Source organism: Bacillus sp. NEB1478, from assembly GCF_031582965.1.
In the GTDB taxonomy this organism is placed as follows: domain Bacteria; phylum Bacillota; class Bacilli; order Bacillales; family Fictibacillaceae; genus Fictibacillus.
The window spans coordinates 834,666-858,537 of the sequence record NZ_CP134049.1 but is presented as its reverse complement, the minus strand read 5'-3'; the positions used below and the strand labels follow the sequence as shown (position 1 = coordinate 858,537).

The 23,872-nt window shown below is 39.9% G+C and carries 24 protein-coding genes and 1 other RNA gene; 6 read left to right on the top strand and 19 right to left on the bottom strand.

Annotated features, from left to right (window positions below; genetic code table 11):
• Nucleotides 1-8 precede the first annotated feature (8 nt).
• Entirely contained in the window at nucleotides 9-416 is a 408-nt protein-coding gene (locus RGB74_RS04040) for a VOC family protein (RefSeq protein WP_310761712.1), read from the top strand.
• Nucleotides 417-470: 54 nt separating this feature from the next.
• Here RGB74_RS04040 and RGB74_RS04035 read toward each other — a convergent pair whose 3' ends face one another.
• Nucleotides 471-1,490, bottom strand: a complete 1,020-nt coding sequence (locus RGB74_RS04035; protein ID WP_310761711.1) for an LLM class flavin-dependent oxidoreductase — start codon at nucleotides 1,488-1,490, stop codon at nucleotides 471-473.
• A gap of 117 nt (nucleotides 1,491-1,607) precedes the next feature.
• Complete coding sequence (locus tag RGB74_RS04030; RefSeq protein ID WP_310761710.1) at nucleotides 1,608-2,603, bottom strand: LLM class flavin-dependent oxidoreductase; 996 nt, start codon at nucleotides 2,601-2,603, stop codon at nucleotides 1,608-1,610.
• A 208-nt stretch (nucleotides 2,604-2,811) separates the two neighbouring features.
• On the opposite strand from RGB74_RS04030, the gene RGB74_RS04025 reads away from it, so the two are divergent.
• Both RGB74_RS04025 and RGB74_RS04020 read left to right on the top strand, forming a co-directional pair.
• Nucleotides 2,812-3,042 carry a hypothetical protein gene (locus tag RGB74_RS04025; RefSeq protein ID WP_310761709.1) on the top strand — a complete coding sequence of 77 codons (231 nt, stop codon included), beginning with the start codon at nucleotides 2,812-2,814 and terminating at the stop codon, nucleotides 3,040-3,042.
• Nucleotides 3,043-3,113: 71 nt separating this feature from the next.
• On the top strand, nucleotides 3,114-3,983 hold the full coding sequence (locus tag RGB74_RS04020) for an esterase/lipase family protein (protein WP_310761708.1): 870 nt from the start codon (nucleotides 3,114-3,116) through the stop codon (nucleotides 3,981-3,983).
• Nucleotides 3,984-4,345: 362 nt separating this feature from the next.
• On the opposite strand, the gene RGB74_RS04015 is transcribed toward RGB74_RS04020, so the two are convergent.
• Nucleotides 4,346-5,572 (bottom strand): EAL and HDOD domain-containing protein, encoded by a 1,227-nt coding sequence (locus tag RGB74_RS04015; RefSeq protein ID WP_310761707.1) that lies wholly within the window; start codon nucleotides 5,570-5,572, stop codon nucleotides 4,346-4,348.
• Nucleotides 5,573-5,817: 245 nt separating this feature from the next.
• Here RGB74_RS04015 and RGB74_RS04010 point away from each other — a divergent pair, with 245 nt between their 5' ends.
• Both RGB74_RS04010 and RGB74_RS04005 read left to right on the top strand, forming a co-directional pair.
• A complete protein-coding gene (locus RGB74_RS04010; RefSeq protein WP_310761706.1) occupies nucleotides 5,818-6,348 on the top strand; it encodes a general stress protein in 531 nt (176 codons plus the stop codon).
• A gap of 18 nt (nucleotides 6,349-6,366) precedes the next feature.
• Complete coding sequence (locus RGB74_RS04005; RefSeq protein WP_310761705.1) at nucleotides 6,367-6,573, top strand: CsbD family protein; 207 nt, start codon at nucleotides 6,367-6,369, stop codon at nucleotides 6,571-6,573.
• Nucleotides 6,574-6,627: 54 nt separating this feature from the next.
• On the opposite strand, the gene RGB74_RS04000 is transcribed toward RGB74_RS04005, so the two are convergent.
• The 11 genes from RGB74_RS04000 to RGB74_RS03950 all read right to left on the bottom strand — a co-directional run bounded on the left by RGB74_RS04000 (nucleotide 6,628) and on the right by RGB74_RS03950 (nucleotide 17,295).
• Nucleotides 6,628-8,148 carry a glycine betaine uptake BCCT transporter gene (locus tag RGB74_RS04000; RefSeq protein WP_310761704.1) on the bottom strand — a complete coding sequence of 507 codons (1,521 nt, stop codon included), beginning with the start codon at nucleotides 8,146-8,148 and terminating at the stop codon, nucleotides 6,628-6,630.
• Between the two features lie 660 nt (nucleotides 8,149-8,808).
• Complete coding sequence (locus RGB74_RS03995; protein WP_310761703.1) at nucleotides 8,809-9,561, bottom strand: hypothetical protein; 753 nt, start codon at nucleotides 9,559-9,561, stop codon at nucleotides 8,809-8,811.
• A 530-nt stretch (nucleotides 9,562-10,091) separates the two neighbouring features.
• Nucleotides 10,092-10,429, bottom strand: a transfer-messenger RNA (tmRNA) gene (ssrA, locus tag RGB74_RS03990).
• A 146-nt stretch (nucleotides 10,430-10,575) separates the two neighbouring features.
• On the bottom strand, nucleotides 10,576-11,043 hold the full coding sequence (gene smpB / locus RGB74_RS03985) for an SsrA-binding protein SmpB (protein WP_066292503.1): 468 nt from the start codon (nucleotides 11,041-11,043) through the stop codon (nucleotides 10,576-10,578).
• Between the two features lie 101 nt (nucleotides 11,044-11,144).
• Nucleotides 11,145-13,463, bottom strand: coding sequence for a ribonuclease R (rnr, locus tag RGB74_RS03980; protein WP_310761702.1), 2,319 nt, complete (start codon nucleotides 13,461-13,463; stop codon nucleotides 11,145-11,147).
• A gap of 30 nt (nucleotides 13,464-13,493) precedes the next feature.
• Nucleotides 13,494-14,240: an alpha/beta hydrolase gene (locus RGB74_RS03975; protein WP_310761701.1), complete on the bottom strand. Its 747-nt coding sequence runs from the start codon at nucleotides 14,238-14,240 to the stop codon at nucleotides 13,494-13,496.
• A gap of 13 nt (nucleotides 14,241-14,253) precedes the next feature.
• Nucleotides 14,254-14,943, bottom strand: a complete 690-nt coding sequence (locus RGB74_RS03970) for an alpha/beta hydrolase (RefSeq protein ID WP_310761700.1) — start codon at nucleotides 14,941-14,943, stop codon at nucleotides 14,254-14,256.
• A gap of 146 nt (nucleotides 14,944-15,089) precedes the next feature.
• Complete coding sequence (gene secG / locus RGB74_RS03965; RefSeq protein ID WP_310761699.1) at nucleotides 15,090-15,320, bottom strand: preprotein translocase subunit SecG; 231 nt, start codon at nucleotides 15,318-15,320, stop codon at nucleotides 15,090-15,092.
• 190 nt (nucleotides 15,321-15,510) lie between these two features.
• On the bottom strand, nucleotides 15,511-15,843 hold the full coding sequence (locus tag RGB74_RS03960) for a hypothetical protein (protein WP_310761698.1): 333 nt from the start codon (nucleotides 15,841-15,843) through the stop codon (nucleotides 15,511-15,513).
• A gap of 45 nt (nucleotides 15,844-15,888) precedes the next feature.
• Nucleotides 15,889-16,149 (bottom strand): hypothetical protein, encoded by a 261-nt coding sequence (locus RGB74_RS03955; RefSeq protein ID WP_310761696.1) that lies wholly within the window; start codon nucleotides 16,147-16,149, stop codon nucleotides 15,889-15,891.
• Between the two features lie 447 nt (nucleotides 16,150-16,596).
• The gene (locus RGB74_RS03950; protein ID WP_310761695.1) at nucleotides 16,597-17,295 is read right to left on the bottom strand and encodes an FHA domain-containing protein; all 699 of its coding nucleotides are present in this window, start codon (nucleotides 17,293-17,295) and stop codon (nucleotides 16,597-16,599) included.
• 147 nt (nucleotides 17,296-17,442) lie between these two features.
• Between RGB74_RS03950 and RGB74_RS20095 the strand changes: the two genes are divergently transcribed.
• On the top strand, nucleotides 17,443-17,646 hold the full coding sequence (locus RGB74_RS20095; RefSeq protein WP_396136014.1) for a putative holin-like toxin: 204 nt from the start codon (nucleotides 17,443-17,445) through the stop codon (nucleotides 17,644-17,646).
• A 151-nt stretch (nucleotides 17,647-17,797) separates the two neighbouring features.
• On the opposite strand, the gene eno is transcribed toward RGB74_RS20095, so the two are convergent.
• From eno to gap, 5 genes are all read right to left on the bottom strand, one after another.
• Nucleotides 17,798-19,090: a phosphopyruvate hydratase gene (gene eno / locus RGB74_RS03945; protein ID WP_310761694.1), complete on the bottom strand. Its 1,293-nt coding sequence runs from the start codon at nucleotides 19,088-19,090 to the stop codon at nucleotides 17,798-17,800.
• Nucleotides 19,091-19,188: 98 nt separating this feature from the next.
• A complete protein-coding gene (gpmI, locus tag RGB74_RS03940) occupies nucleotides 19,189-20,721 on the bottom strand; it encodes a 2,3-bisphosphoglycerate-independent phosphoglycerate mutase (RefSeq protein ID WP_310761693.1) in 1,533 nt (510 codons plus the stop codon).
• Nucleotides 20,718-21,476 carry a triose-phosphate isomerase gene (tpiA, locus tag RGB74_RS03935; protein ID WP_310761692.1) on the bottom strand — a complete coding sequence of 253 codons (759 nt, stop codon included), beginning with the start codon at nucleotides 21,474-21,476 and terminating at the stop codon, nucleotides 20,718-20,720. Before tpiA ends, gpmI begins: the two co-directional genes overlap by 4 nt.
• 21 nt (nucleotides 21,477-21,497) lie before the next feature.
• Nucleotides 21,498-22,682, bottom strand: a complete 1,185-nt coding sequence (locus tag RGB74_RS03930; RefSeq protein WP_310761691.1) for a phosphoglycerate kinase — start codon at nucleotides 22,680-22,682, stop codon at nucleotides 21,498-21,500.
• 115 nt (nucleotides 22,683-22,797) lie between these two features.
• A complete protein-coding gene (gene gap / locus RGB74_RS03925) occupies nucleotides 22,798-23,805 on the bottom strand; it encodes a type I glyceraldehyde-3-phosphate dehydrogenase (protein WP_310761690.1) in 1,008 nt (335 codons plus the stop codon).
• Nucleotides 23,806-23,872: the final 67 nt, after the last annotated feature.

Genomic DNA, 23,872 nt, shown 5'->3' with positions numbered 1-23,872 from the left:
ATTTTAAAATGAAGCAGGCAATTCCCTATTTAACATTTAACGGTAAGGCGAAAGAGGCATTGGAATTCTACAAACAAATTTTTGATGGTGAAATCACGGATATGCAAACGTTTGGTGAAGCTGATTTCCCAACTCCGCCAGAAGCTGATGACCGTATAATGCACGCAAGGTTCAAAAAAGGCAATCTGCTTTTAATGACTTCTGATGGTTTTCCAGGTCAAGAAGTAACTGTAGGGGATAATATCTCCCTCACGCTTGAATTTGATAATGAACAAGAGATAGAGAATATCTATGATAAATTAAGTGCCAATGGTTCTGTTTTGATGGAGCTTCAAGATACTTTCTGGGGCGCAAAATACGCGAAAGTTAAAGATCAATTCGGAATTATGTGGGATTTGAATCATCAAAAAGCATAAACAACGTAGAAAAAGCGTACTTCTCAAAAGAGGTACGCCTTTCTTTTTTATTTGTTAATCATTAACGATTTCCGAAATAATCTCAAATGAACGCAATCGGGCTTCATGGTCGTAAATTTGACCGTTAATGATCATTTCATCTGCTTGTGTTTCATCGAGGAACGCTTGCAGCTTTTCTTTTACAGTATCATGTTTTCCGATGATGGTTGTTCTCAACTGTTGTTCTATCGCTGATCTTTCGTAAGGGCTCCAGACACCCTCTATACTGTCAATTGGCGGCTTAAGTGGTGTTGGTGTACCACGAACGAGATTCAAGAATTGCAGTTGAAGAGAAGTTGCAAGCCGTGCAGCTTCTTCATCTGTTTCTGCTGCAACTACATTTACGCCAACCATTGCATAAGGTTTATCTAAAACGTTTGACGGTTTAAAATTCCTTCTATATAACTCCAGAGCAGGCAATGTATTATCTGGCGAGAAATGACTCGCGAATGCAAATGGAAGTCCAAGCTGTCCTGCTAAACGAGCACTAAAACCGCTTGATCCTAATAGCCAGATTGGAATGTTGAGCCCTTCTCCAGGAATTGCTCTTACCTTCATGTTATCTGGACTAAGAGTTGGATCTAAATAAGTGCGCAATTCATCCAGCTGGTAAGGAAAATCATCACCTGTATTTCCTAAATCACGACGTAGTGCTTGTGCCGTCAATCCATCAGTTCCTGGAGCCCTGCCTAAACCGAGATCGATACGACCAGGGTACATAGATTCCAGAGTACCGAACTGCTCTGCAATGACTAGCGGTGCATGATTTGGGAGCATGATGCCTCCAGACCCTACACGGATTTTATTCGTCCCGCCTGCAACATACCCGATGACTACAGAAGTAGCTGAACTTGCAATACCTGGCATATTATGATGTTCAGCCAGCCAATATCGGTTAAAACCTAGTCGTTCTGCATGCTGTGCAAGATTCAAAGTATTTTTAAAGGAGTCAGAGGCCGTTCCCCCCTCCACTAATGGAGCGAGATCTAGTACTGACAGCGGAATTTCACGTAATCTTTTTTTATTATTGGACATACAAACCGTCCTCCTTATAGTGACGCAACAAAAAATTAGCTACTATATTTTAATAATCGATATTAGTATAACAAGTATGCTTGATGAATGAAAAAATAATGCTTGCCTCTAGTCATTTTATATCATTTCATTAGCAAGCAGTTTATACGATTTTATCCGGTCCTCATAGCGATGAGTAATAGTGACAACCATAACTTCATCAGCACCATGTGATTCTTGCAGTTGCTTGAGTGCTAATTTCACTGTAATTGGATCACCGATTATCATTTTCTTTTTAGCCTCCTTCAGGATTTGTTTACGGTCATCCTTAGAAAAATAAAGCTGTGTCTCTTCCAGAGTAGGAACTCCTTTATCCCCTTCTCCTTTTGCATTTTGTATTCTCCAAAAAAGAACAGGCAGTGCCAGTTCTTCAGCTTTATCTGTCGTTTCAGCACATATGACAGAGACAGCGATAATAACTTCTGCTTTTTGTTGTTTTTTGCTTGGCTTGAATTGTTTTCTATATGTGTTTATAATCTCAGGTCCATTTTTATCACTCATAAAATGTCCGAATGCATAAGATGTCCCATTCCCCGCAGCTAATCGTGCACTTTTTTCACTCGTGCCAAGAATCCAAGGTACAGGCAATTTTTCTGGGATTGGAGAAGCAGAGATTTTTGAAAACATATGTTCAAAAGGATGATCGTTATGTAAAAAATGAAGAAGTTCTGTAATCATATCGGGCATTTTTTGAACGTTTGCTAAAAAGTTATCAGATAAAGCCATTGCAGCTTCAGCAGACCCACCAGGTGCACGGCCGATTCCTAAATCAATCCGGTCAGGAAAAAGTGTAGCCAACAGATTATATGTTTCAGCTATACGATACGGTTTATAATGTGGAAGCAAAACAGCACCTGCACCGATTCGAATCGTACTTGTGTTAGCTCCTATATAACTGAGCATCACTTCCGGCGCCGGGCACGTTAATCCATGGAAGTTATGGTGTTCTGCAATCCAGTAGCGCTGATACCCAAATTGTTCACCGGCTTGAGCAAGTTTCAATGATGCCAAAAGGGCTTGCTGCGCTGTATAACCCTTTGAGATCGGTGATTGATCCAATATACTTAACCTCATAAAATCACTTCCTTACACTTTTTATTATGTAGAAAAAACATCTCCAAATACTAGCAATATGCATTCTTGTATTGACAACGCTTTCATTCTTTAGTTTAATAACCCATAAGTTCATGCTTGTTTTATGTTGGAGATCTGGAGACACACATAAACCCTATCTTTGGTAGGAGTTTGTGGTGTCTTTTTTTATTAGGATGTTTTCGTCAACATGTTGCTCCTAGAAGTGGTTGATTTCCGTTTCAGGATGCTCGCTTTCCGCGGGGCATGCGGTGAGCCACCTTTGCGCTTTGCGCCGGATGGATGTGTCTCACCTGTCCCGCTGCTCCCGCAGGACAAGGAAGGCTACGGCAGCGATATATCGCACGAAGAAAATGTGATTTTCATTTTCGAGGAGTCTCTCACCTTGCACTCCAATCAACTTGTCAATGAAGTCAGTTAACGAAAATGACTTAAAAGAACAATCTTTTACAAAACGACCTTTTATTTAAATCAAAGAAAAGAGGGATAACAATGTCTAAAGTATTTACTTTTCTTTTCTCAGTAATCATTGCAGGAATCTTCCTTACTGGAACGCCAATATCCGCTGATGCAGCAGGGTCTTCATCTGGTGATTTTCTATCTGAAGAAGGACCGCCGCCACCTGGGGCAAATGATGCTTCATGCCGTCCTAGTGAGGAGCACCCGGAACCGGTCGTATTAGTCCCAGGTACGTTCGAAACGATGGAACGGAATTTTATTGACCTCGCTCCTCTATTAAAAGAAAAAGGCTATTGTGTGTACTCGTTAAATTATGGGTATACAGGTTCGGTACCAGCTTCAGGCCCTATAGAAGATTCTGCATCCGAGCTAAAAACGTTTATTGATCAAGTTCTACAATTAACTGGCGCAGAAAAAGTTTCAATCGTTGGTCATAGTCAGGGTGGAATGATGCCTCGCTATTATACAAAGTTTCTTGGAGGAGATGAAAAGGTAGATGATTTAATTGGACTTGTTCCCTCAAATCATGGCACAAAAGGGGTGGCTGGCTTAACAGAGCTTACTTCTACCGGAGCGGACATTGCCACTTGTGAGGCTTGTCATCAGCAAGCTGCAGGATCAGAATTTATCACAAGTTTAAATGAAGGGGACGAGACTCCGGGAGATATCTCTTACACGAATGTATCCACTCGAAATGACGAGATAGTTGTGCCGTATACATCTGCTTTTTTAAACGGCAGTCCAGATAAAATAACAAACATCACGATTCAAGATTATTATCCATATGATCAAATTGAACATCAAAATATAGCTCAGGACCCGCTTGCCTTCAATTTTGTTTTGGATGCACTTGAGCATGAGGGTCCAGCTGACCCAAAACGAGCGACAGGTATTTTTAAATAGGATTCTGTTATACTACGTTGTTGATAATATGAAGAGGAAACTAAAGCCGGTTAAGAGTGACGCCACTGTCGAATCTTTCCTTGTCCTGCGGCACGAGTGGGACAGTCCGAAAAGCTGATGCGGTTTGAACAGCCCCGACAAGCAAAAGGGGAATGGGCTAAGAAGGCGCTTTTTGCCTTAAGGACCATTAAACTTTTGACCTCGAGGGGCTCACCGCACCCCGCGGAAGCGAGCAACCTGGAGCGGAAATCAACCTCTTCACTTTTTTATGGCAACAAAGATTTACGAATTAGACATATCAATAACAAAAACAAGATTCTTTTAATAAAAAAAGGGACTTCCGTGTTGGAAGTTCCCTTTTTTTAAGCTCCTGTTAAGCTTTTTTCACCGATTTGGAAAAAATCATCTGTCATTAACGTGCTTTTTTGAAAATGTAAGAAGAGGTCGGTCTCAGGCAGTTGGAGTTCCATGCACAATTTTGCAGTTTCATTCCAGCGCCCATATTCAATCGTTTCAACTAATAACATCGCTTGATTGTATGTTTCGTTTTTCCCTAAGAGAGCATTTGATAATTCACTTGTAATTGGTAAATCAGCAACGATATCTTTCATTTCTTTATTCAAAATAGTATCAATTAACGAAAACATTCCAAACATATACAGCGAACTTTTATCGATTTGAAAAACTTCAGAGAAATGTTCCAAAAAATTAGCTCTTGTTAAACTCATCTTTACCAATTGTGTTTGATTATCTGTTTTTCTTAAACTAGTCATTAACAGCATCGTAATTAGCTTTTTAATCTCATTAAGTCCAAGAAGAACAACAGCTTGTTTAATGGAAGTGACTTTGTTTTTCATCAATGCACCAGAATTCATGAGTTTCAACAGCTTAAAGGAAATTGATAGATCTTGCTGAATCAAACTGCTAATTCGATCGATATCCGGATCATTGCTATTTAGTACATTCAATAGCTGAAAATAATTTGTCGGAACAGGTGCAATATCTTTCCCAGTTAAAATAACGGGCTTACTAAAGAAGTACCCTTGGAAATAGTCAAATCCCATCTCTTTAGCTTCTTCATACTCTTTTCGGTTCTCAATTTTCTCAGCGAGAAAGTGTACTTTATCTCTATACTTTTCAATCATGTCTTGTATATCTTTTTTATCCATCACTAAATAATCAATTTTTATAATGTCTATAAAAGGTATGAGACTGGACAGGTCCCTATTTGATATCACATCATCTAGCGCAATAATGTAACCTTTGCTTTTAAGTTCTTTACAGACGGTTATTATTTCTTGTGTTAAGTTTACTGTCTCGAGTATCTCAATAACGATATGCTCAGGGGAAATATATGTCGGGACACGATTCAATAATAAGTTTTCTGTGAAGTTAATGAAACATTTTTTCCTCTCGCCAACTTCCCGAATACCAATTCCAGTAAAACTGTTAACCAGCACATCAAGGGTTGCATTGTCATGATCAGAACCTTCATATCTATTTGTCGAACTGCTTCTATACAAAAGTTCATAAGCAACAACATTTTCATCTCTATCTAATATAGGTTGTCTGCCGATAAAAATATCCATTTTTAATCACCATTCGTTTTCTATTTCTTTATATCATTCAATTGCAGTTTTTTTCCTTTATATAGACATCAAACCATAAAATGTAAGTAAAAACAATAAGTCTTTTGCTGTTAAAAATACCCAAATGATTATACTGAAATTCCTTTTCATGGTAATAAGGACTCAAAATGTCTGAGAACGGTTTCGTTTTATTTTATTTCGGGAACAAAACAAACGTAGTAATCATCTTAAAAAGGAGGAAATACATGGACAGGCATAATAAAGTAGTAGGTGTTTTCCGTACAGAAGATGATGCAATTGACGCGATTAAAGAATTAAGGAACCAAGGGTACAATGATGATGACATCTCAGTTATCGCAAAGGATAAAAAGGAAGTAAAACACATTCATGAAGAGACAGGCTCCAAAGCTCCAGAGGGTGCCGCCGCTGGTATGGCTACAGGAGGCATTCTTGGTGGACTAGGCGGTTTACTGCTTGGTGCAGGAGCGCTCGCAATTCCCGGAATCGGTCCAATTGTAGCTGCGGGACCAATCGCAGCAGCTCTAGGAGGGGCTGCAGTTGGTGCAGGTGCTGGCGGACTCGTTGGAGCTCTTGTAGGTTTAGGAATACCCGAAACGGAAGCAAAAGAATATGAGGAAGCTGTTGAAGGCGGTGATATCCTCGTACTGGTTGATGCCAGTGAAGTTGATCGTCACAGACATGTAAACGATACATTCCGTAAGTATCGTTCTACAAATGCTCATCGTTATGAAGATTCTTATTCGAATAAATATTAGAATGGAGGATGATTAAAGATGAAAAACGATACAATGGAAGGCAAGTGGAAACAGTTTAAGGGTGAAGCCCAAAAACAATGGGGCAAATTAACAGACGATGATTACGATCAAGCACAAGGTGATCGTGAAAAAATGATCGGTAAGATTCAAGAAAGACACGGTAAAACAAGGGAAGATGCTGAACGCGAGTATGATGACTGGTACACCAGAACTGGACAATATTAAAATGATTGAAACCCCGTCAGATGTCTGATGGGGTTTCTTGGTGTTTACTATTTATTATTTTTGTATTTTTTCATTCTGAATATTTTTTTTGTACTCATTTCTTAGTCCTTTTATTAAAGACCAGCACATAAATACCATGATAATCGCAAACGGAAGTGCTGTAGCAATAGAAACAGTCTGTAATACAGTAAGCCCTCCTGCTGCCAGCAATACGACCGCTACTAGAGATTGAATCACTCCCCATGTTATCTTTATTTTATTGGAAGGATTCAAGTTTCCTGATTCACTCAGCATCCCTAATACGAATGTCGATGTATCAGCGACTGTGATGTAATACGTAATGACGACGGCGAAACCTATCACACTTAATAATGAACTAAGCGGAAGGTAATCAAACAAATAAAAGATTGAAAGTGAAACGTTATCTACAATTTTTTTTGCTAATTCATGATTCCCTAAGTTATGAACGATATCAAGGGCTGTTCCACCGAAGATAGCTACCCAAAAACAAGTGCCCAGAGTTGGAACAACCAAAACTCCTACAATAAACTCTTTAATCGTTCTGCCTTTCGATACGCGTGCGATAAACATTCCGACGAATGGTGCCCAAGCAATCCACCATGCCCAGTAGAACAGCGTCCAGTTTCCAATCCATTCCCCTTTGCTAAATGGTGCTGATCTCAAACTCATTTGGATAAAATCATTTAAATAATTTCCCATTGAATTAAAAAACAGGTTGAAGATAACAAATGTTGGACCTAGCACCAACACCAATAGCATGATTAAGAACGATAAAATCATAGCTGTATTTGACAGGTATTGAATGCCTTTTTCTAATCCTGTTGTAATAGAGATTAAGAAAAGAACCGTCGCAACGGCAATGACGATAATTTGAACAGTGAGGGTATTTGGAACATCTAGTAAGGCGTGAAGTCCGCCTGTTATTTGTAATGCTCCAAATCCTAATGAAGTAGCAATACCAAAAACTGTTGCAAAAACAGCGAGGATATCAATCGTTTTTCCAATCGGTCCATAAATTTTATCGCCTAGTAAAGGATAGAACGCTGAACTAATCGATGCAGGCAGTTTCTTGTTATATTGAAAAAAGGCAAGAGCTAATCCGATTACCGCATAAATTGCCCAAGGATGAAGTCCCCAGTGAAAAAACGTGTACTTCATCGCTAATTTTGCAGAAGCATCTGTATAGCCTTCCCCATATGGAGGGGTTACATAGTGAGTAACTGGTTCGGCGACACTCCAGTAGACAATTCCAATTCCCATTCCAGCGCCAAATAACATTGCTAGCCATGATGATGTTTTAAATTCTGGCCGGTCTGTTGGCTCTCCTAATCGGATACGTCCATATTTTGAGAAAAAGATATAAACCGAAAATAAGACGAAAAACAAGGCTGAGGCAAGATAGATCCAGCCTAAGGAATCTATGGAATAGTTGTAAATGTGGTTCGTTACATTCGCTAAACTCTTTTTAAAGAAGATTCCCCAAACGATAAATATAATCGTTAGCAATAACGATATATAATAAACACTTCTTTCTTTAAAATGTGCAAAATTCAAATATAATCCCCCTTATCTTCAAAATGGATACACTTAAGATTTACCAATCATCCTATTTTTATGTTGAGCTTAAAGCGAGACCGAATTTCTCTATGTATCCAAATTGGATATTTTTGTTTGTATATGAAAATAGGACTGGGCTGCGCAATTATAATAAACCTCCAATAATAACTCACTTTAAAAGCAATAAGGTACTAGCATAACATATATGGAGTATGAATGAAGGTATTCTGCTTATGGTAGATGTTAGGGAAACTTTGTATACTGTTACAGCTCAATGACTCAGTAATTAACACGTAATAAAAAAACTACAATAAAATGAACAGACCTTTAATGCGGATCTAGTGCTTTTTTATTAAGAGAGGTATCATATACGAAAGCAGATATATTACTTCATAGAGGTAAGCTAATGGCTTAAGTACATCGTTATGACTTCTATATTCATTAGTCCTGGATCTTTTTGGATAGACTACGATTCATGAAGTTATGGATAGTAGAACTTTAAAGAAAACTAGGCTGCGCCAAGTCTTTTGCGACAGCCTTAGTTGCCCTTATACTTTCTACTTAAACTTGCTAAGTCGAAAATCTTCATGCAAACAAGTTATACTTTCTGATAGAACAAAAAAAGCCCTGTTTTCGAAAAACAGGGAATTGATCTTATTAAAGTTTAAACCAGCCTCGGGATTCTAAATTTGCGCAATTACTTTTTTTGTGTTTTTTCTTTTTCTTCCAATGATTATGGCTTGAAGAAGATTCCTTGCACGAGCTGGAAGAAGAAGATTCTTTTTTGCAACAAAAATCGGATGAACTAGAAGATGAAGATTCTTTTTTACACCAAACAATGTGTGAACTAGAAGAGGACTCTTTCTTACAGCATTTAGAAGAAGACTCTTTCTTGCAATCATGTTTCTTTCTTCCGCAAGGATCTTCTTTTTTACAGCATAAAATTCTGCAATTACTGCTTTCATCGTCACTCAGTTCGCCCGCTTGAGTAATAAAGTTAATGGACCCAATTGGGATGGTTACAATATTTAAACTTTCTTCCTCAACAATTTGAATGGATTGGCGGTTAACAGCTGTAAGAACGCCTTCAATTTCAGTATCGCCTCCATCGTTAACCCTTACCTTGCAATTGATTAACTTCCTTAAAATACTTCGGAAATTATCATTACATACTTTTTTTCGATCTGTATTGCAGCAGCTCTTGTCAGATACTACTGAAATGTTTCTAACATTATTTAGTGGTAAATAGAACACTTCTTTGTCGTCTGTTTTGATCGCAATGAAATCTCTTCCAACGCAGACAAGTTTACCCTCTATTTCAATGTCAGCAAATCCTTCATTGACTATGACACGCTTACATAAAAATTGTGCTACCTCTCGAGCCGAGAGTATGTTATTCTTACAATTCAAAAAATTTTCCTCCTGAAAATAATATTGACTATTTCTTGTCCATGTATTATATGTAATAAGTCTTAAAAAGGCATAGGTTACCTGTCTATATTTCTTATTTTCAGGGAAAATATTTAGTTTTTTTATTAGTAAGCTTTAAAGTTCACATAAATCCACTTTATTAATTCACCTTAAGAAGCTTTTTTTGAGATATAAAAAAGACCAACAAATGAATGTTGGTCTGTATCCACCTATGTATTGGTGGAGACGGTGGGACATGTTGTTCCATGCTTTCGTCATGGCACTGACTATATCTTGAACCTGATATTCAGGTCCCCCGGCGTATTATACGAAACATAAATTTACTTGTATCCAAGCAGAATTTCGTATCCTAGTACTACCAAAAACCGGCAGCCTATAAGTCGATACATGGCTGTTGGATTGCTCCACATACCACTCGGCATTGCCCTGCAGTGAAGATTTCCACTGGTTAGGTTTCACCGATAAAGCCGGATTTTCACTTATGTGTTACCACACAAGGCGACTAATCCTAATCGAACCCACGTCCAAAGATATTGGCACTTAAGCTTCTACGAGTGTAGTCGGTTTATTCGCATTTCGCGAATCCATCTGCCAGCCGACAGGCGTCCGGACCGCTAGCCTGATTATTCTCTTCCATCGTCCTCAGGCGGAGGACAACCGGCGTAGCCCACTAAGAGTGAGTCCCTTACCCTACCACATGGGCGATGGAGGGAGGAACAGCTAAAGTGCTATTACGCAGCTAAAGCTAGGTTGTTGTTTTGTTTGCCAGTTATTGGCTGTGGCGTTTTAACGAGGCCGACCCCCTCGACTCGCAACTTAAGCTCAAACTACCCCTGTCGAATCCGTAACGTCCCCATTATAAAATGGTGCAAGAAATTAATCCTGCTGAACCACGGAGAGAGATAAAAGCTTATTTGCTCTTATTCACTTGTGTAATTAGTATAACATTCTTGTGGCTTTGTCTCAATTGTAAGTTCCTGTAAGAAGAACCAATTAGACTTTTTGACGATCTCGGAATGCACGCTCGATTTCACGCTTTGCATCCTTTTTCTTCAGATCATCACGCTTGTCATAATGCTTCTTACCTTTTGCAAGACCGATCAGTAGTTTTGCAAAGCCATTTTTAAGATACATTTTCAAAGGAACAATCGAATAGCCTTGTTCTTTTGTTGCACCTAAAAGCTTGTTGATTTCCTTACGATGCAATAACAGCTTACGTGTACGAAGCGGATCATGGTTGTAGCGATTTCCCTGCTCGTATGTGCTGATATGCATATTGTGTAAAAACAACTCGCCGTTTTGCACACGGGCGAATGAATCTTTTAAGTTTGCCCGTCCTGCGCGAATGGATTTGATCTCCGTGCCCTGAAGGACAATTCCAGCTTCAAATGTTTCTTCGACATGGTAATCGTGCCGCGCTTTTTTATTTTGTGCGACGACTTTACCTTCTCCTTTTGGCATGTAACTCAATCCTCCCCACAGCAAGTGAACCCCAATTATAACAATTTGGTCAAATAACGTCAAGGTTCACCCTTACAGATGAACCTTGATTATCATGCAGTTTATTTCTTCTTTTTCTTGCCTTTCTTTTTCGCGACGGGCTTATAAAACGGCTTTTTCTTACCTTTTTTAGAATCTTGCGGACCATTGGATCGTTCTGATTCATTCGTTCGGCTCTTGCCTCTTCTTCCGCGTCCGCGTTTCGCTTGATCACCAGTGTCAATTACTTGCTGACGGTCTTTATGGCGTCTTCGTGGTGTTCCTTTCATGCCAACGATTTCAAAATCAATTGCTCTTTCGTCTACGTTAACATTCACAACTCGTATTGAAATTTCATCACCAATTCTGAAGACATTCCCTGTTCTCTCACCGATCATTGCCATGAATTTTTCATCGAAACGGTAATAGTCATCTGTTAGATAACTGACATGAACGAGTCCTTCAATGGTATTCGGAAGCTCAATGAACAGCCCAAAATTTGTTACAGAGCTGATTACTCCATCAAACTCCTCGCCAATTTTATCGACCATGAACTGTGCTTTTTTCAGCTCGTCTGTCTCACGTTCAGCGTCTACCGCACGTCGTTCCATGGCTGATGAATGCTTCGCAATTCCCGGCAGTTCTGCTTTCCAGTGGCTGACTGTTTTTGGTCCTGTGTCTTTTTGGAATAAATACGTACGAATTAAGCGATGTACGATTAAATCAGGATAACGGCGGATTGGCGAAGTAAAATGCGTATAGAATTCTGTCGCCAGACCATAGTGACCAAGTGACATATGGTCATATTTCGCTTGTTTCATTGAGCGAAGCATGATCTTGCTGATCACCATTTCTTCTGGCTCACCTTTAATTGTCTCAAGAAGCTGCTGAAGGCTTCGCGGGTGGATGTCACTCGCAGAACCTTTGAGTGCGTATCCAAACATTCCGATGAATTCCAGGAAGCGTTCAAGTTTACCTTCATCTGGGTCTTCGTGGATACGGTACATAAATGGCAGCTCTAACTCGTGGAAATGCTGAGCAATCGTTTCATTCGCACAAAGCATGAATTCTTCAATCAGCTTTTCAGCAACTGACCGTTCTCGCAAGACCACATCTTTAGGATCGCTGTTTTCATCCACCAGTACTTTTGCTTCAGAAAAATCAAAGTCGATCGCTCCTCGGGCAAAACGCTTTTTACGTAAAACTTCTGCAAGTTCGCCCATGAGTTTAAAGAATGGAATAAGCGGTTCGTAGCGGTTCGTTACCTCTTCGTCTTCGTCTTGAAGAATTTTTCGAACATCTGTATATGTCATACGTTCAGTTGTTTTGATAACACTCGGGAAAATCTCGTGTTTTACAACTTCCCCATCATGATTAATCTCCATTTCGCAGGAGATTGTCAGACGATCCACTTTTGGATTGAGCGAGCAAATCCCGTTTGATAGACGATGCGGAATCATAGGGATAACACGGTCTACAAGGTATACACTTGTTCCACGTTCTTGTGCTTCTTTATCAATAGCGGAGTCTTCTGTTACATAATGCGTAACATCGGCGATATGAACGCCAAGCTTGTAATGACCGTTCGGAAGTTTAATGACATGAACAGCGTCATCCAAATCTTTAGCATCCGCGCCATCAATCGTAACGATCGTTTCGCTGCGAAGATCTCTTCGTCCCTCAATATCTTTCGGATCGATTTCATCTGGCGTATTGTGAGCTTGTTCTAAAGCTTCTACAGGAAACTCACGCGGCAAGCCGTGTTTGAAAATAACAGAAATAATATCTACACCAGGATCATTTTTATGACCGATGATGTGGATGATTTCTCCTTCAGCGCTGTTTTTACCTTCCGGATATTTCGTAATTTTAACAACAACTTTATGTCCTTCGATCGCACCATTTACACCTTCAGCCGGAATAAAGATATCATTCGGAATTCGTTTATCGTCCGCGACTACAAATCCAAATCGGCGGCTTTCCTGAAACGTTCCTACTACTTCTGTAACACCGCGCTCGAGTATGCGGATGATCGTTCCTTCTGGACGCGAACCTGAAGAAGTGTTATTTAATCGAACAAGGACTGTGTCCCCGCTCATTGCACCGTTCATATCATGCTGTGAAATATAAACGTCTTTTTGGTCTTCCTCTTCTGGAATTAAGAAAGCAAAGCCTTTTGCATGGCCTTGGACACGGCCTTTAATCAGATTCATTTTATCTGGAAGACCGTAGCGGTTTGTACGGGTTCGTACCAGCGCACCTTCATCTTCTAATTCATTTAATGATAAAACCAGTTCTTTGAAAGCTTTTGCATCAGGCAGTTGAAGGGCTTCTTCAATTTCGGTAACTGTCATCGGCTTATCCGAATCTTTCATGAGCTGGAGTATTTGTAGTTTTTCCAAAAACTGACCTCCTTTTGTGTGGAAAAGGTGTTATTCTGACCAATCGAGGTCTTCTAAGAACGCATAAACATCTTCATGCAGCTGTTCTTTTTCCTTGTCCAATGTAATAACGTGTGTGGAATTTTCATACCATTTTAAATCTTTCTTATCGCTTTCCACTTCTTCGAATATAATATTTGCAGAATCGGTATTAATCATTTCATCATGTCTAGCCTGCACCACAAAGGTGGGTGCATATACCATATCCACTGAATTTCTTACGCTTTGGATAAGGTCTTGCAGTGCTTTTAATGTATTCATTGGTGTTTTTTCAAATTCTTCCATTTCTCGTTCAATCTGATCTGGTGATTTTTGCTCACGTTTTTTATATTCGCGAGCGTACTCGCAAACCCCTCTATACATCACTTCTTCACTCTTGATCGACATAGGAGCGCACATTGGTATGACTGCTTTTACAGGCTGTTGTGTGGCTAATTTTAGTGAAAAGACGCCGCCGAGTGAAAGTCCACAAACCGCAATTTCTTCATATCCTTGTTCTTTTAAGTGGTTGTAGCCCCCGATTACATCTTCCCACCATTCATCAGGACCTGTGTGAACCAATTCTTCAGGAGGCACTGCATGTCCTTTGTACTGCGGAGCATGACAAGTGTAGCCCTTTTTTTGCAGAAATCTCCCCATCATTCGGACATCCGCAGAACTGCCTGTAAATCCGTGCAGCATTAAAACGGCCCGTTTTCCACCTTCAAAGAAAAAAGGTTTTGGTGCTGTGATTTTCATGTTGTTTTCTCTCCTATTCGTTCAGTAAAAATTGATAAACTTCATCGATTAATTGCTCTTTTTCAACATCGTGACAAATCATGTGTTTTGATTCTTTAAAATAACAAATTCTCTTATTGGAGGCTGCAATCGCAGCATATAAAAACTCTGCACTCTTTCTTGGAACTAGACCGTCACATTCGCCTTGAACGATCAATGTGGGAGCCTCTATATTTGACATTGAGGGCTTAAGTGTTTTTACAAGCTTCCGAAACTCTTTTGTGGCACTAAAAGGTGTATCCAGCAACTTTTTTCTGTATCTATGATAAAGTTCATGATCCTTTAATCCGCCTCTTAACCCGATGATCATCATATCTGCTATATCTTTGATCATCTGGCCTGGATTTAAATAGTACGCACTTGCGTTTAATAAAATCAATTTGTCGCAGCCGTATTTTGATGCGAGATATCCTCCGATCATCCCGCCCATTGAAAACCCGACAATATAAATCTGATCTGCTTTTTTCCGTAGTTCTAAGTATGCTTTTTCCGCTGCTTCTAACCATTCTATGTGTGTAATCCCTTTTAGAGAAAGTTTGGTCCCGTGACCTGGATAGGTTGGGATGGATAAAACCCAGTCCGTATTTTGGGATAAGTAATCCGTTACGGGTTCAATTTCATAGGGTCCGCCTGTAAAACCGTGTAAACAAAGACAGCCAATCATGCTACCACCTTTTTGACTTTAGATTACCCTTTTATGTACGTATCAAATCATATCATACTCAATAAAAGATTGGGTACGAATCGAATTTTGACCAAAATAAAAAACAACAGAGGAATAAATCCACCTGTTGCTTTGATTGCATTTTTTTATAAGAAATATGCGACTGCTACAGTCAAAATAAAAAACAAAACTGCAAGAATAACTGTTAGCTTACTAAGCAATGCATCAAGACCGCGTGCCTTTTGCTTACCAAAAAGCTGTTCAGCACCACCTGTAATCGCACCTGACAACCCAGCCGAACGACCTGATTGAAGAACAACGACAGTAATTAGAGCAATTGATACTAAAATAAGAAGGATTTTTACTGCTGCTAGCATGAATGTTACACCTCCACCGTTCCACGTTACGTTACTATAAATGTATCATAGTGGAAAGGACGAGGCAAAGTTTTTTTACACAATCAATAAGTATATCTAATTAACAGGGTGATATCCTTGTGCGGACAAGTTAAAAGGCGATAATATAAGTTCAAATAATATCTCAGCCTAGTTTTCTTTAGCTGGAAACTTAATTTGACCCAAGGTAATTCATATCAAATTCTTTGTGAAAAATATATAGTCGCACAGCTTTAATGACATTAAGCCTTTTATTGAGCAAACCAATGATTTGAACGGTTACTCCTGGCTGGACCGCTTCATCAGGATCAATATCCAGCGCCTTATCTCCATCCAGCAGTTCTGTTTTCGCATCGAGCTGGACTTTCATCGTTGTTTTCTTATGAATAATCGTAAAAACATTTCCCTTTGATTCTTTCACTTTTCCAATGAAACTGATTGGATTTAATTTTTCTTGTTTCTTTTCTGCACCATCCGGAGATTCTTGTTTAAGTGGCTGCATCATAAACATCCCCTCTTCGCTGTTATGAGGACATCCCCCATATTCATTTTACTGTTCTTTAGTTGATTTTATGCCTTTTTTTAGTGGTGTGTCCTTTAGGGAGGAATAATATTGGTCGTTGAATATGGATTTCTTCACAACAACATCTTGATAAGTTTCCGACTTCAATCGTGCTTCTTTACCATTTGTGATTTGTAATTCGTAAGCTTTAACAATAAGAATCGTAAATAATAGAATAATAAATGCCAGATACAAATGATATCTAAACGTTCTGTCTTTTCGCTGTTGTATAGTTTCCTCTACCCTCATTTAATCTTCACCACACCTATATGGAAAAAAACAGTATAAGAAAAAGAGTTTTTTCCTTTTACTTAATTTACTCTCTTTTGTAAATAGGTAAAATGGCTTTTAGATGATTTTTTTGTCATAAGGAAATGATAAGTTTCAGAAAAATTCGTGAACGGTGTGATTTGATACGTCAAATGGCGCTTGGGACTTGAAGAGATTTGTCGGAAAATCGATAAAATAGTATGTAACGTGGATATATCGCTCGTAAGTGTGGATAAAATTAATTTAACTTGGAATTATGGGCGATTTCCGTGGATATATTTGGATTTACCGTGGATATCATTTAATTTGAGCTTTGTCTTTACTTAAAAGACATCTATTTTTGTATTAGAAATAGCAGGACAAGAAAAAACTGGCTTAAAAGTGTTCTATAATCGCACTTTTTTGCCAGTTTTCTTAAGATTTTATTTAAAGTTGAAGCATATATCCGTAACGTGGAACAGTAACAATTGCATCTCCATAGATTCCAAGTTTTTTTCTCAAACGGTATACGAGCGCATTGATCTCGTCGTTTCCAACGTCAGGAATTTGGTTGGACCCTGGCAGGATTCTCTCCGGCCAAATATGAATCTTGATTTCATCTGTACTGACAGCCTGATTCTTTTTCCGATAAAGAAAGACAAGCAAATCTGTATGTTTCCCTGATAAAAATAAAGGTTCACCATCGATATTAATTTGCCGGCGCTCCGGAATAATATGGAGTCCCTTCGCTATTTTCGTTTCAGCCGGCTGAATCGGGGAAGTAAATTCCATCGTTAAATCAGCATCACTGGAATCTGTATTTAAGAAGGTAAAAAGCACTGCACCTTTAGCTAGACTGATAATATCACCTGATTGAAGCCGATGAGGTACATTCGGATCTAAAGATTGGTTGTTTAGATCTGTTCCGTGCTTTGAATTCATATCACAAATAAACGGCTCACCGTTGTTTAGAAAAATTTCAACATGATTGCGTGATACGTACGGACTGATGAATGATATATCCGTTTCATTTGTATGTGATGACCTGCCAAATGTTAAGCGCTGGCCCTCAGGCTTAATAGGAAACAAACTGCCTAAATCATAAGGGTCTCCAGCTTCCACTCGTATATATAAGCTTTGATTCATTAAAATTCCCCCGAACAAAACAATAACTTGTTACAAGCATTTTATCTGAAATAAAAGAAAAATAGAAGAAATAAGGAAATTAATTATTCAAGCAAGTGCGATAATCTACTGTATTTTTATGAGTTATGGAAAAAAAATGAACCTGCAATGCATAACTTAATGGGTAAGCATTTTGATTATTTTTTTCCAAAATTCTATTTTTTAGTGTATAGGACAACCCTTAATCTACAAATCTTAATGGAAACAAGATTGGAGGGATACCAGATGACCGTCTTTGAAACCATCTCACTCATGATCAGTTTCTCAATGCTCATTGCTACCATCCTTCATTCTAACGATCGTTCCCGATAAGCAGCAGCATTTTTGGAAATGGCTGTACGTACGTAATATGTATGAATAAAAGTGAAGCCCCCGAACAGGTGAGTATGCACACCTGTTCGGGGGCTGTCTTTTCCACAAAGACAAAATGGCGGGTTTGTCTTTGTATGGGGTCTGTCCCCTATTACTTCTTTAAGTTGTAGAATGCTGTTAAACCAGGGTATACGGCTAAGTTACCTAGCTCGTCTTCGATACGTAGAAGCTGGTTGTACTTTGCAACGCGGTCTGTACGTGATGGAGCACCTGTTTTGATTTGTCCAGCATTTGTTGCTACTGCGATGTCAGCGATTGTGCTATCTTCAGATTCACCAGAACGGTGAGAGATTACTGCAGTGTAGCCAGCGCGTTTAGCCATTTCGATCGCATCGAAAGTTTCAGTCAATGTACCGATTTGGTTTACTTTAATAAGGATTGAGTTACCGATTCCTTTTTCGATGCCTTCAGAAAGCTTTGTTGTGTTTGTTACGAACAAGTCGTCACCAACAAGCTGTACGCGGTCACCAATGCGGTCTGTTAATAGCTTAAAGCCATCCCAGTCGTTTTCATCAAGTCCGTCTTCGATAGAAACGATCGGGTACTTGTTAACAAGCTCTTCGTAAAAAGCAACCATCTCCTCAGATGATTTAACAACGCCTTCACCAGAAAGGTGGTACTTGCCGTCTTCTTTGTTAAACAACTCAGAAGCTGCAACGTCCATTGCAAGGCGTACTTCTTCACCTGGCTTGTAGCCTGCTTTTTCGATCGCTTCCATGATTGTTTGAAGTGCTTCTTCGTTAGATCCTAAGTTAGGAGCGAAACCGCCTTCATCACCTACAGCTGTGTTTAAGCCTTTTGCTTTAAGAACTGCTTTTAAGCTGTGGAAAATTTCAGCACCCATGCGAAGTGCTTCAGAGAAAGTTTCAGCACCAACAGGCATTACCATGAATTCTTGGATATCAACGTTGTTATCAGCGTGCTCTCCGCCGTTTAGGATGTTCATCATAGGAACTGGAAGAGACTTCGCGTTGAATCCTCCAAGGTACATGTATAAAGGAACGTTTAAGAAATCTGCAGCAGCGTGTGCAGCAGCCATGGAAACACCAAGGATTGCGTTAGCACCTAACTTGCCTTTGTTTTCTGTACCATCAAGCTCGATCAATGTTTGGTCGATTCCAACTTGGTCCAATACGTCAAAACCAATTAGTTCAGGAGCGATGTTTTCGTTTACGTTGTTTACTGCGTTAAGAACACCTTTTCCAAGATAGCGCTCTTTGTCTCCGTCACGAAGCTCAACTGCTTCGTATTCACCAGTAGAAGCACCGCTTGGTACGATTGCACGACCAAAAGCGCCTGATTCTGTATAAACTTCTACCTCAACTGTTGGATTACCGCGAGAGTCAAGAACTTCGCGAGCATAAATTTCAATAATTGTTGACATAACATTCTCTCCTTTAAGTAAGTATTTTTTGTTTTAACCAAAGAACAAATGACGTAGACGTACAAGGGCCCTTTGCAACGCCTCACCGTATGTCTGGTTTACTTTATTAACGTTTTACCTGTCATTTCTTTTGGCTGTTTACCACCTAGTAATGTTAATACAGTTGGTGCTAAATCCGCAAGAACACCATCTTGGCGCAGTTCCAGACCTTCTCCGGTCACAATAACCGGCACAGGATTTGTTGTATGAGCGGTCATCGGATTGCCTTCCATAGTAACAACCTCGTCTGCATTACCATGGTCAGCTGTGATGATCGCAGCACCGCCTTTTGCAACAATCGCATCTACCACTTTACCTAAACACTCATCTACGGTTTCAACGGCTTTAATCGTTGGCTCCAGCATTCCTGAGTGCCCTACCATATCAGGGTTTGCAAAGTTCAAGATAATTGCATCATGTTTATCCGCTTCGATTTCCTTTAAAAGAGCATCCGTCACTTCATAAGCACTCATTTCAGGCTTTAAGTCATACGTAGCCACTTTAGGAGAATCGATTAAAATGCGAGTCTCTCCAGGAAACTCAGATTCACGCCCTCCGCTGAAAAAGAACGTTACATGTGGATACTTTTCTGTCTCGGCAATTCGAAGCTGTTTGTAATTTTGCTGTGATAAAACTTCTCCAAGTGTGTTATCCAGGTTTGTCGGCTTAAAAGCTACATCCCCATCAACTGTTTCACTAAAATGCGTTAAACATACGAAATGAAGGTTTTTCGGGAATGCTTCTCCGCGGTCAAATCCACGGAAATCTTCGTTCGTAAACACTTGTGAGATTTGAATCGCACGGTCAGGACGGAAGTTACAGAAGATAACTGCATCATTATCCTGAACAGTCGCAACCGGTTCACCGTTTTCTTGTTTTAAAACAGATGGAAGAACAAACTCATCATAAACTCCATTGCTATAAGAGTCTTCAACAACTTCGAAGGGATCTTTGTAATCCGGTCCTTCTCCATAAGCAATTGCACGGTATGCTTTTTCCACACGATCCCAGCGTTTGTCGCGGTCCATCGAATAATATCTGCCTGACAATGTTGCGATTTGCCCTACACCAAGCTCGTTCATTTTATCGATTGTTGTTTGAATATATCCTTTTGCTGATTGAGGAGGAACATCTCGTCCGTCCAAAAAGCCGTGAAGGTATACTTTTTCAACGTTCTGCTTTTTAGCAAGCTCAAGCAATGAAAGAATGTGCTCGATGTGGCTGTGAATGCCCCCATCTGACAGTAATCCGAAAATATGAAGCGCCGTTCCTTTTTCTTTTACGTGATTCATAGCGTCGATAAAGGTTTGATTTTCATAAAAATCGCCTTCTTTGATCGCTAGATTCACACGGGTCAAGCTTTGATAAACAATACGGCCAGCACCTATGTTTAAATGGCCAACTTCAGAGTTTCCCATCTGACCTTCTGGAAGACCAACAGCCTCACCAGAGGCAGTCAGCTGTGCGTGCGGATACGTTTCCCAGTAGCGGTCAAAGTTGGGCTTTTTCGCCTGTGCAACAGCATTACCTTTTTCTTCATTACGGCAAGCAAAGCCGTCTAAGATGATTAAAGCTACCGGTTTTTTATTCATCGGCTAACACCCTCCAAAAGCTGAAGGTAAGATTTTGGATCAAGGCTTGCTCCACCGACTAATGCACCATCGATATCAGACATACCCATCAGTTCCTTAATATTATCAGGCTTTACACTTCCGCCATATTGAATACGTACTGCATCTGCTACATCTTGGGAGAATTGTTCTGCCACAACACTTCGGATGTATGCACAAACTTCATTTGCATCTTCAGATGAAGCCGTTTTCCCAGTACCGATCGCCCATACTGGCTCATATGCGATAACCGTTTGCTTCATTTGGTCATCAGATAAACCTTGAAGTCCTTTTTCTGTTTGCTGTTTTACCACGTCTTTTGTTTGATCTGCTTCACGCTGATCAAGTGTTTCACCCACACAAACGATCGGCGTTAAGCTATGTTTGAATGCTGCATGTGTTTTTTGATTTACAAGCTCGTCCGTTTCACCAAAAAGTTCTCGGCGCTCAGAATGTCCTAAAATAACATATTGAACGTTTAAATCTTTCAGCATCACAGGGCTGATTTCACCTGTAAAAGCACCGCTTTCCTCAAAGTGCATGTTTTGAGCACCGATTGCAAGAGGAGTACCCTCTGATTCGTCTGCTAAACAATCAAGGAAAAGTGCAGGAGCACAGATTACAGAATCAACAGTCTCTGCAGATGGAACAAGATTTTTTACCTCTTCCACAAAGCTGCGGGCTTCTGATAATGTTTTGTTCATCTTCCAGTTCCCAGCAATAATAGGTTTACGCATACACTTTCACCTCTTTAAAAATTATCGATCATTAAGTGCAGTTACACCAGGGAGTTGTTTCCCCTCCATGAACTCAAGGGACGCTCCGCCGCCTGTTGAGATGTGGCTCATTTTATCTGCAAGACCGAACTTTTCAACGGCTGCAGCTGAGTCTCCGCCACCGATAACACTGTAGGTGTCTGGTGATTCTGCAAGTGCGTTTGCGACTGCGCGAGTTCCGTTTGCGAACGCGTCAATTTCGAACACACCCATTGGTCCATTCCATATTACAAGTTTCGATTCCTTGATAACCTTTACGTACTTTTCGATTGTTTTCGTTCCGATATCAAGACCTTCCCAATCAGACGGGATTGAATCGATGCCAACTACTTTAGTGTTAGCATCATTAGAAAAGTCATCCGCAACTAAAACATCTTCAGCGATAAGAAAGTTAACGCCTTTTTCTTTCGCTTTATCCATAAAGGCTTTCGCAGTTTCGACTTTATCTTCTTCTAAAAGTGATTTACCTACGTCATAACCCAAGGCTTTGATAAAAGTATAGCCAAGCCCTCCGCCAATGATCAGGTTATCTACTTTGTCCAGCAGATTGTCGATAACGTCAATCTTATCCTTTACTTTTGCACCGCCAATAATAGCAGTGAAAGGACGGTCAGGATTAGAGAGAGCTTTTCCTAGTACTTCAAGTTCTTTTTCCATTAATAAACCTGAAACGGCTGGAAGATGCTTAGCGATTCCTTCTGTAGAAGCATGTGCACGGTGTGCTGCTCCGAAAGCATCGTTTACATAAACATCAGCTAAAGCTGCAAATTTTTCTGCAAGTTCCGGATCGTTTTTTTCTTCACCTGGGTAAAAACGAACGTTCTCGAGCAGGACAATTCCGCCTTCTTCAAGATTTGAAACAGCTTTTTCCACTTCTGGTCCGTATGCTTCGTCCGTTTTGATGACTTCTTTTCCAAGAAGATCACTTAAACGCTGTGCAACTGGATCTAAACGAAGTTCTTCAACCACTTGGCCTTTGGGACGGCCCAAGTGACTCGCTAAAAGAACTTTAGCACCTTGCTCTGTTAAGTATTTGATGGTTGGAAGAGCTGCATTAATACGCGTTTCATCCGAAATTTCTCCATCTTTCATCGGTACGTTAAAATCAACTCGGCAAAAAACAACTTTGCCTTTTAAATCGATGTCACGAACGCTTTTTTTGTTCATAAGTACAGTAACCTCCTGACAGTCACAAAAATAGAAGAGTGGTTTTACATGGGAAAGAGGAGTAGAAGCCATCTTGTAATGACTTCTCCCCCTCCTTAATGTTCTTCTCTATCTATTAAAGTCCTTTTTTAGCGATGTAGTCAATTAAATCTACAACACGATTTGAGTATCCAGTTTCGTTATCATACCAAGATACTACTTTTACCATGTTGCCTTCCATTACCATTGTAGAAAGGGCATCAATTGTAGAAGAATGAGTGTCGCCATTGTAGTCAGTAGATACAAGCGGCTCTTCAGAATAGCCAAGAATTCCTTTAAGGTTTCCTTCTGCTGCTTCTTTAAGTGCGTTATTGATTTCGTCTACTGTTACGTCTTTATCAAGTTCAGCAACTAAGTCAACGAGTGATACGTTTGGAGTTGGAACACGCATAGCCATACCATTTAGCTTACCTTTTAATTCAGGAAGCACTAGAGATACTGCTTTTGCAGCTCCAGTTGATGTAGGAATGATGTTCTCAGCAGCCGCACGAGCACGACGAAGATCTTTGTGTGGTAGATCAAGAATTTGCTGATCGTTTGTGTATGAGTGAACAGTTGTCATCATACCGCGCTTCACACCGAACTTCTCATGAAGAACTTTTGCGAACGGTGCAAGACAGTTAGTTGTACAAGATGCGTTAGAGATAACATCGTGGCTAGCAGCATCATACTTGTCTTCGTTAACACCAAGAACAACAGTGATGTCTTCGTCAGATGCAGGAGCTGAGATGATAACTTTTTTAGCGCCAGCTTCTAAGTGTTTTGCAGCGTCAGCACGCTTTGTGAAGCGTCCAGTTGATTCAACAACAACTTCAATTCCTAGTTCTCCCCAGCCAAGCTGTGCTGGATCACGTTCTGCTAAAACTTTAATTTCTTTACCATCTACGATAAGTGCGTTTTCTTTCACTTCTACAGTTGCATTTAATTTACCATGCACTGTGTCATGCTTTAGAAGGAAAGCAAGTGTGTCTGCATCTGTTAAGTCGTTTACTGCTACAACTTCTACCGCAGGATTGTTTAATGCTGCACGGAATACATTACGGCCAATACGACCGAAACCATTAATACCAATTTTTGTTGCCATTTAAAATGACCTCCTTGTGTAAGAGAGAAATATTTTTTATAAAAAGGGAAAAACCCTTATTAACAAA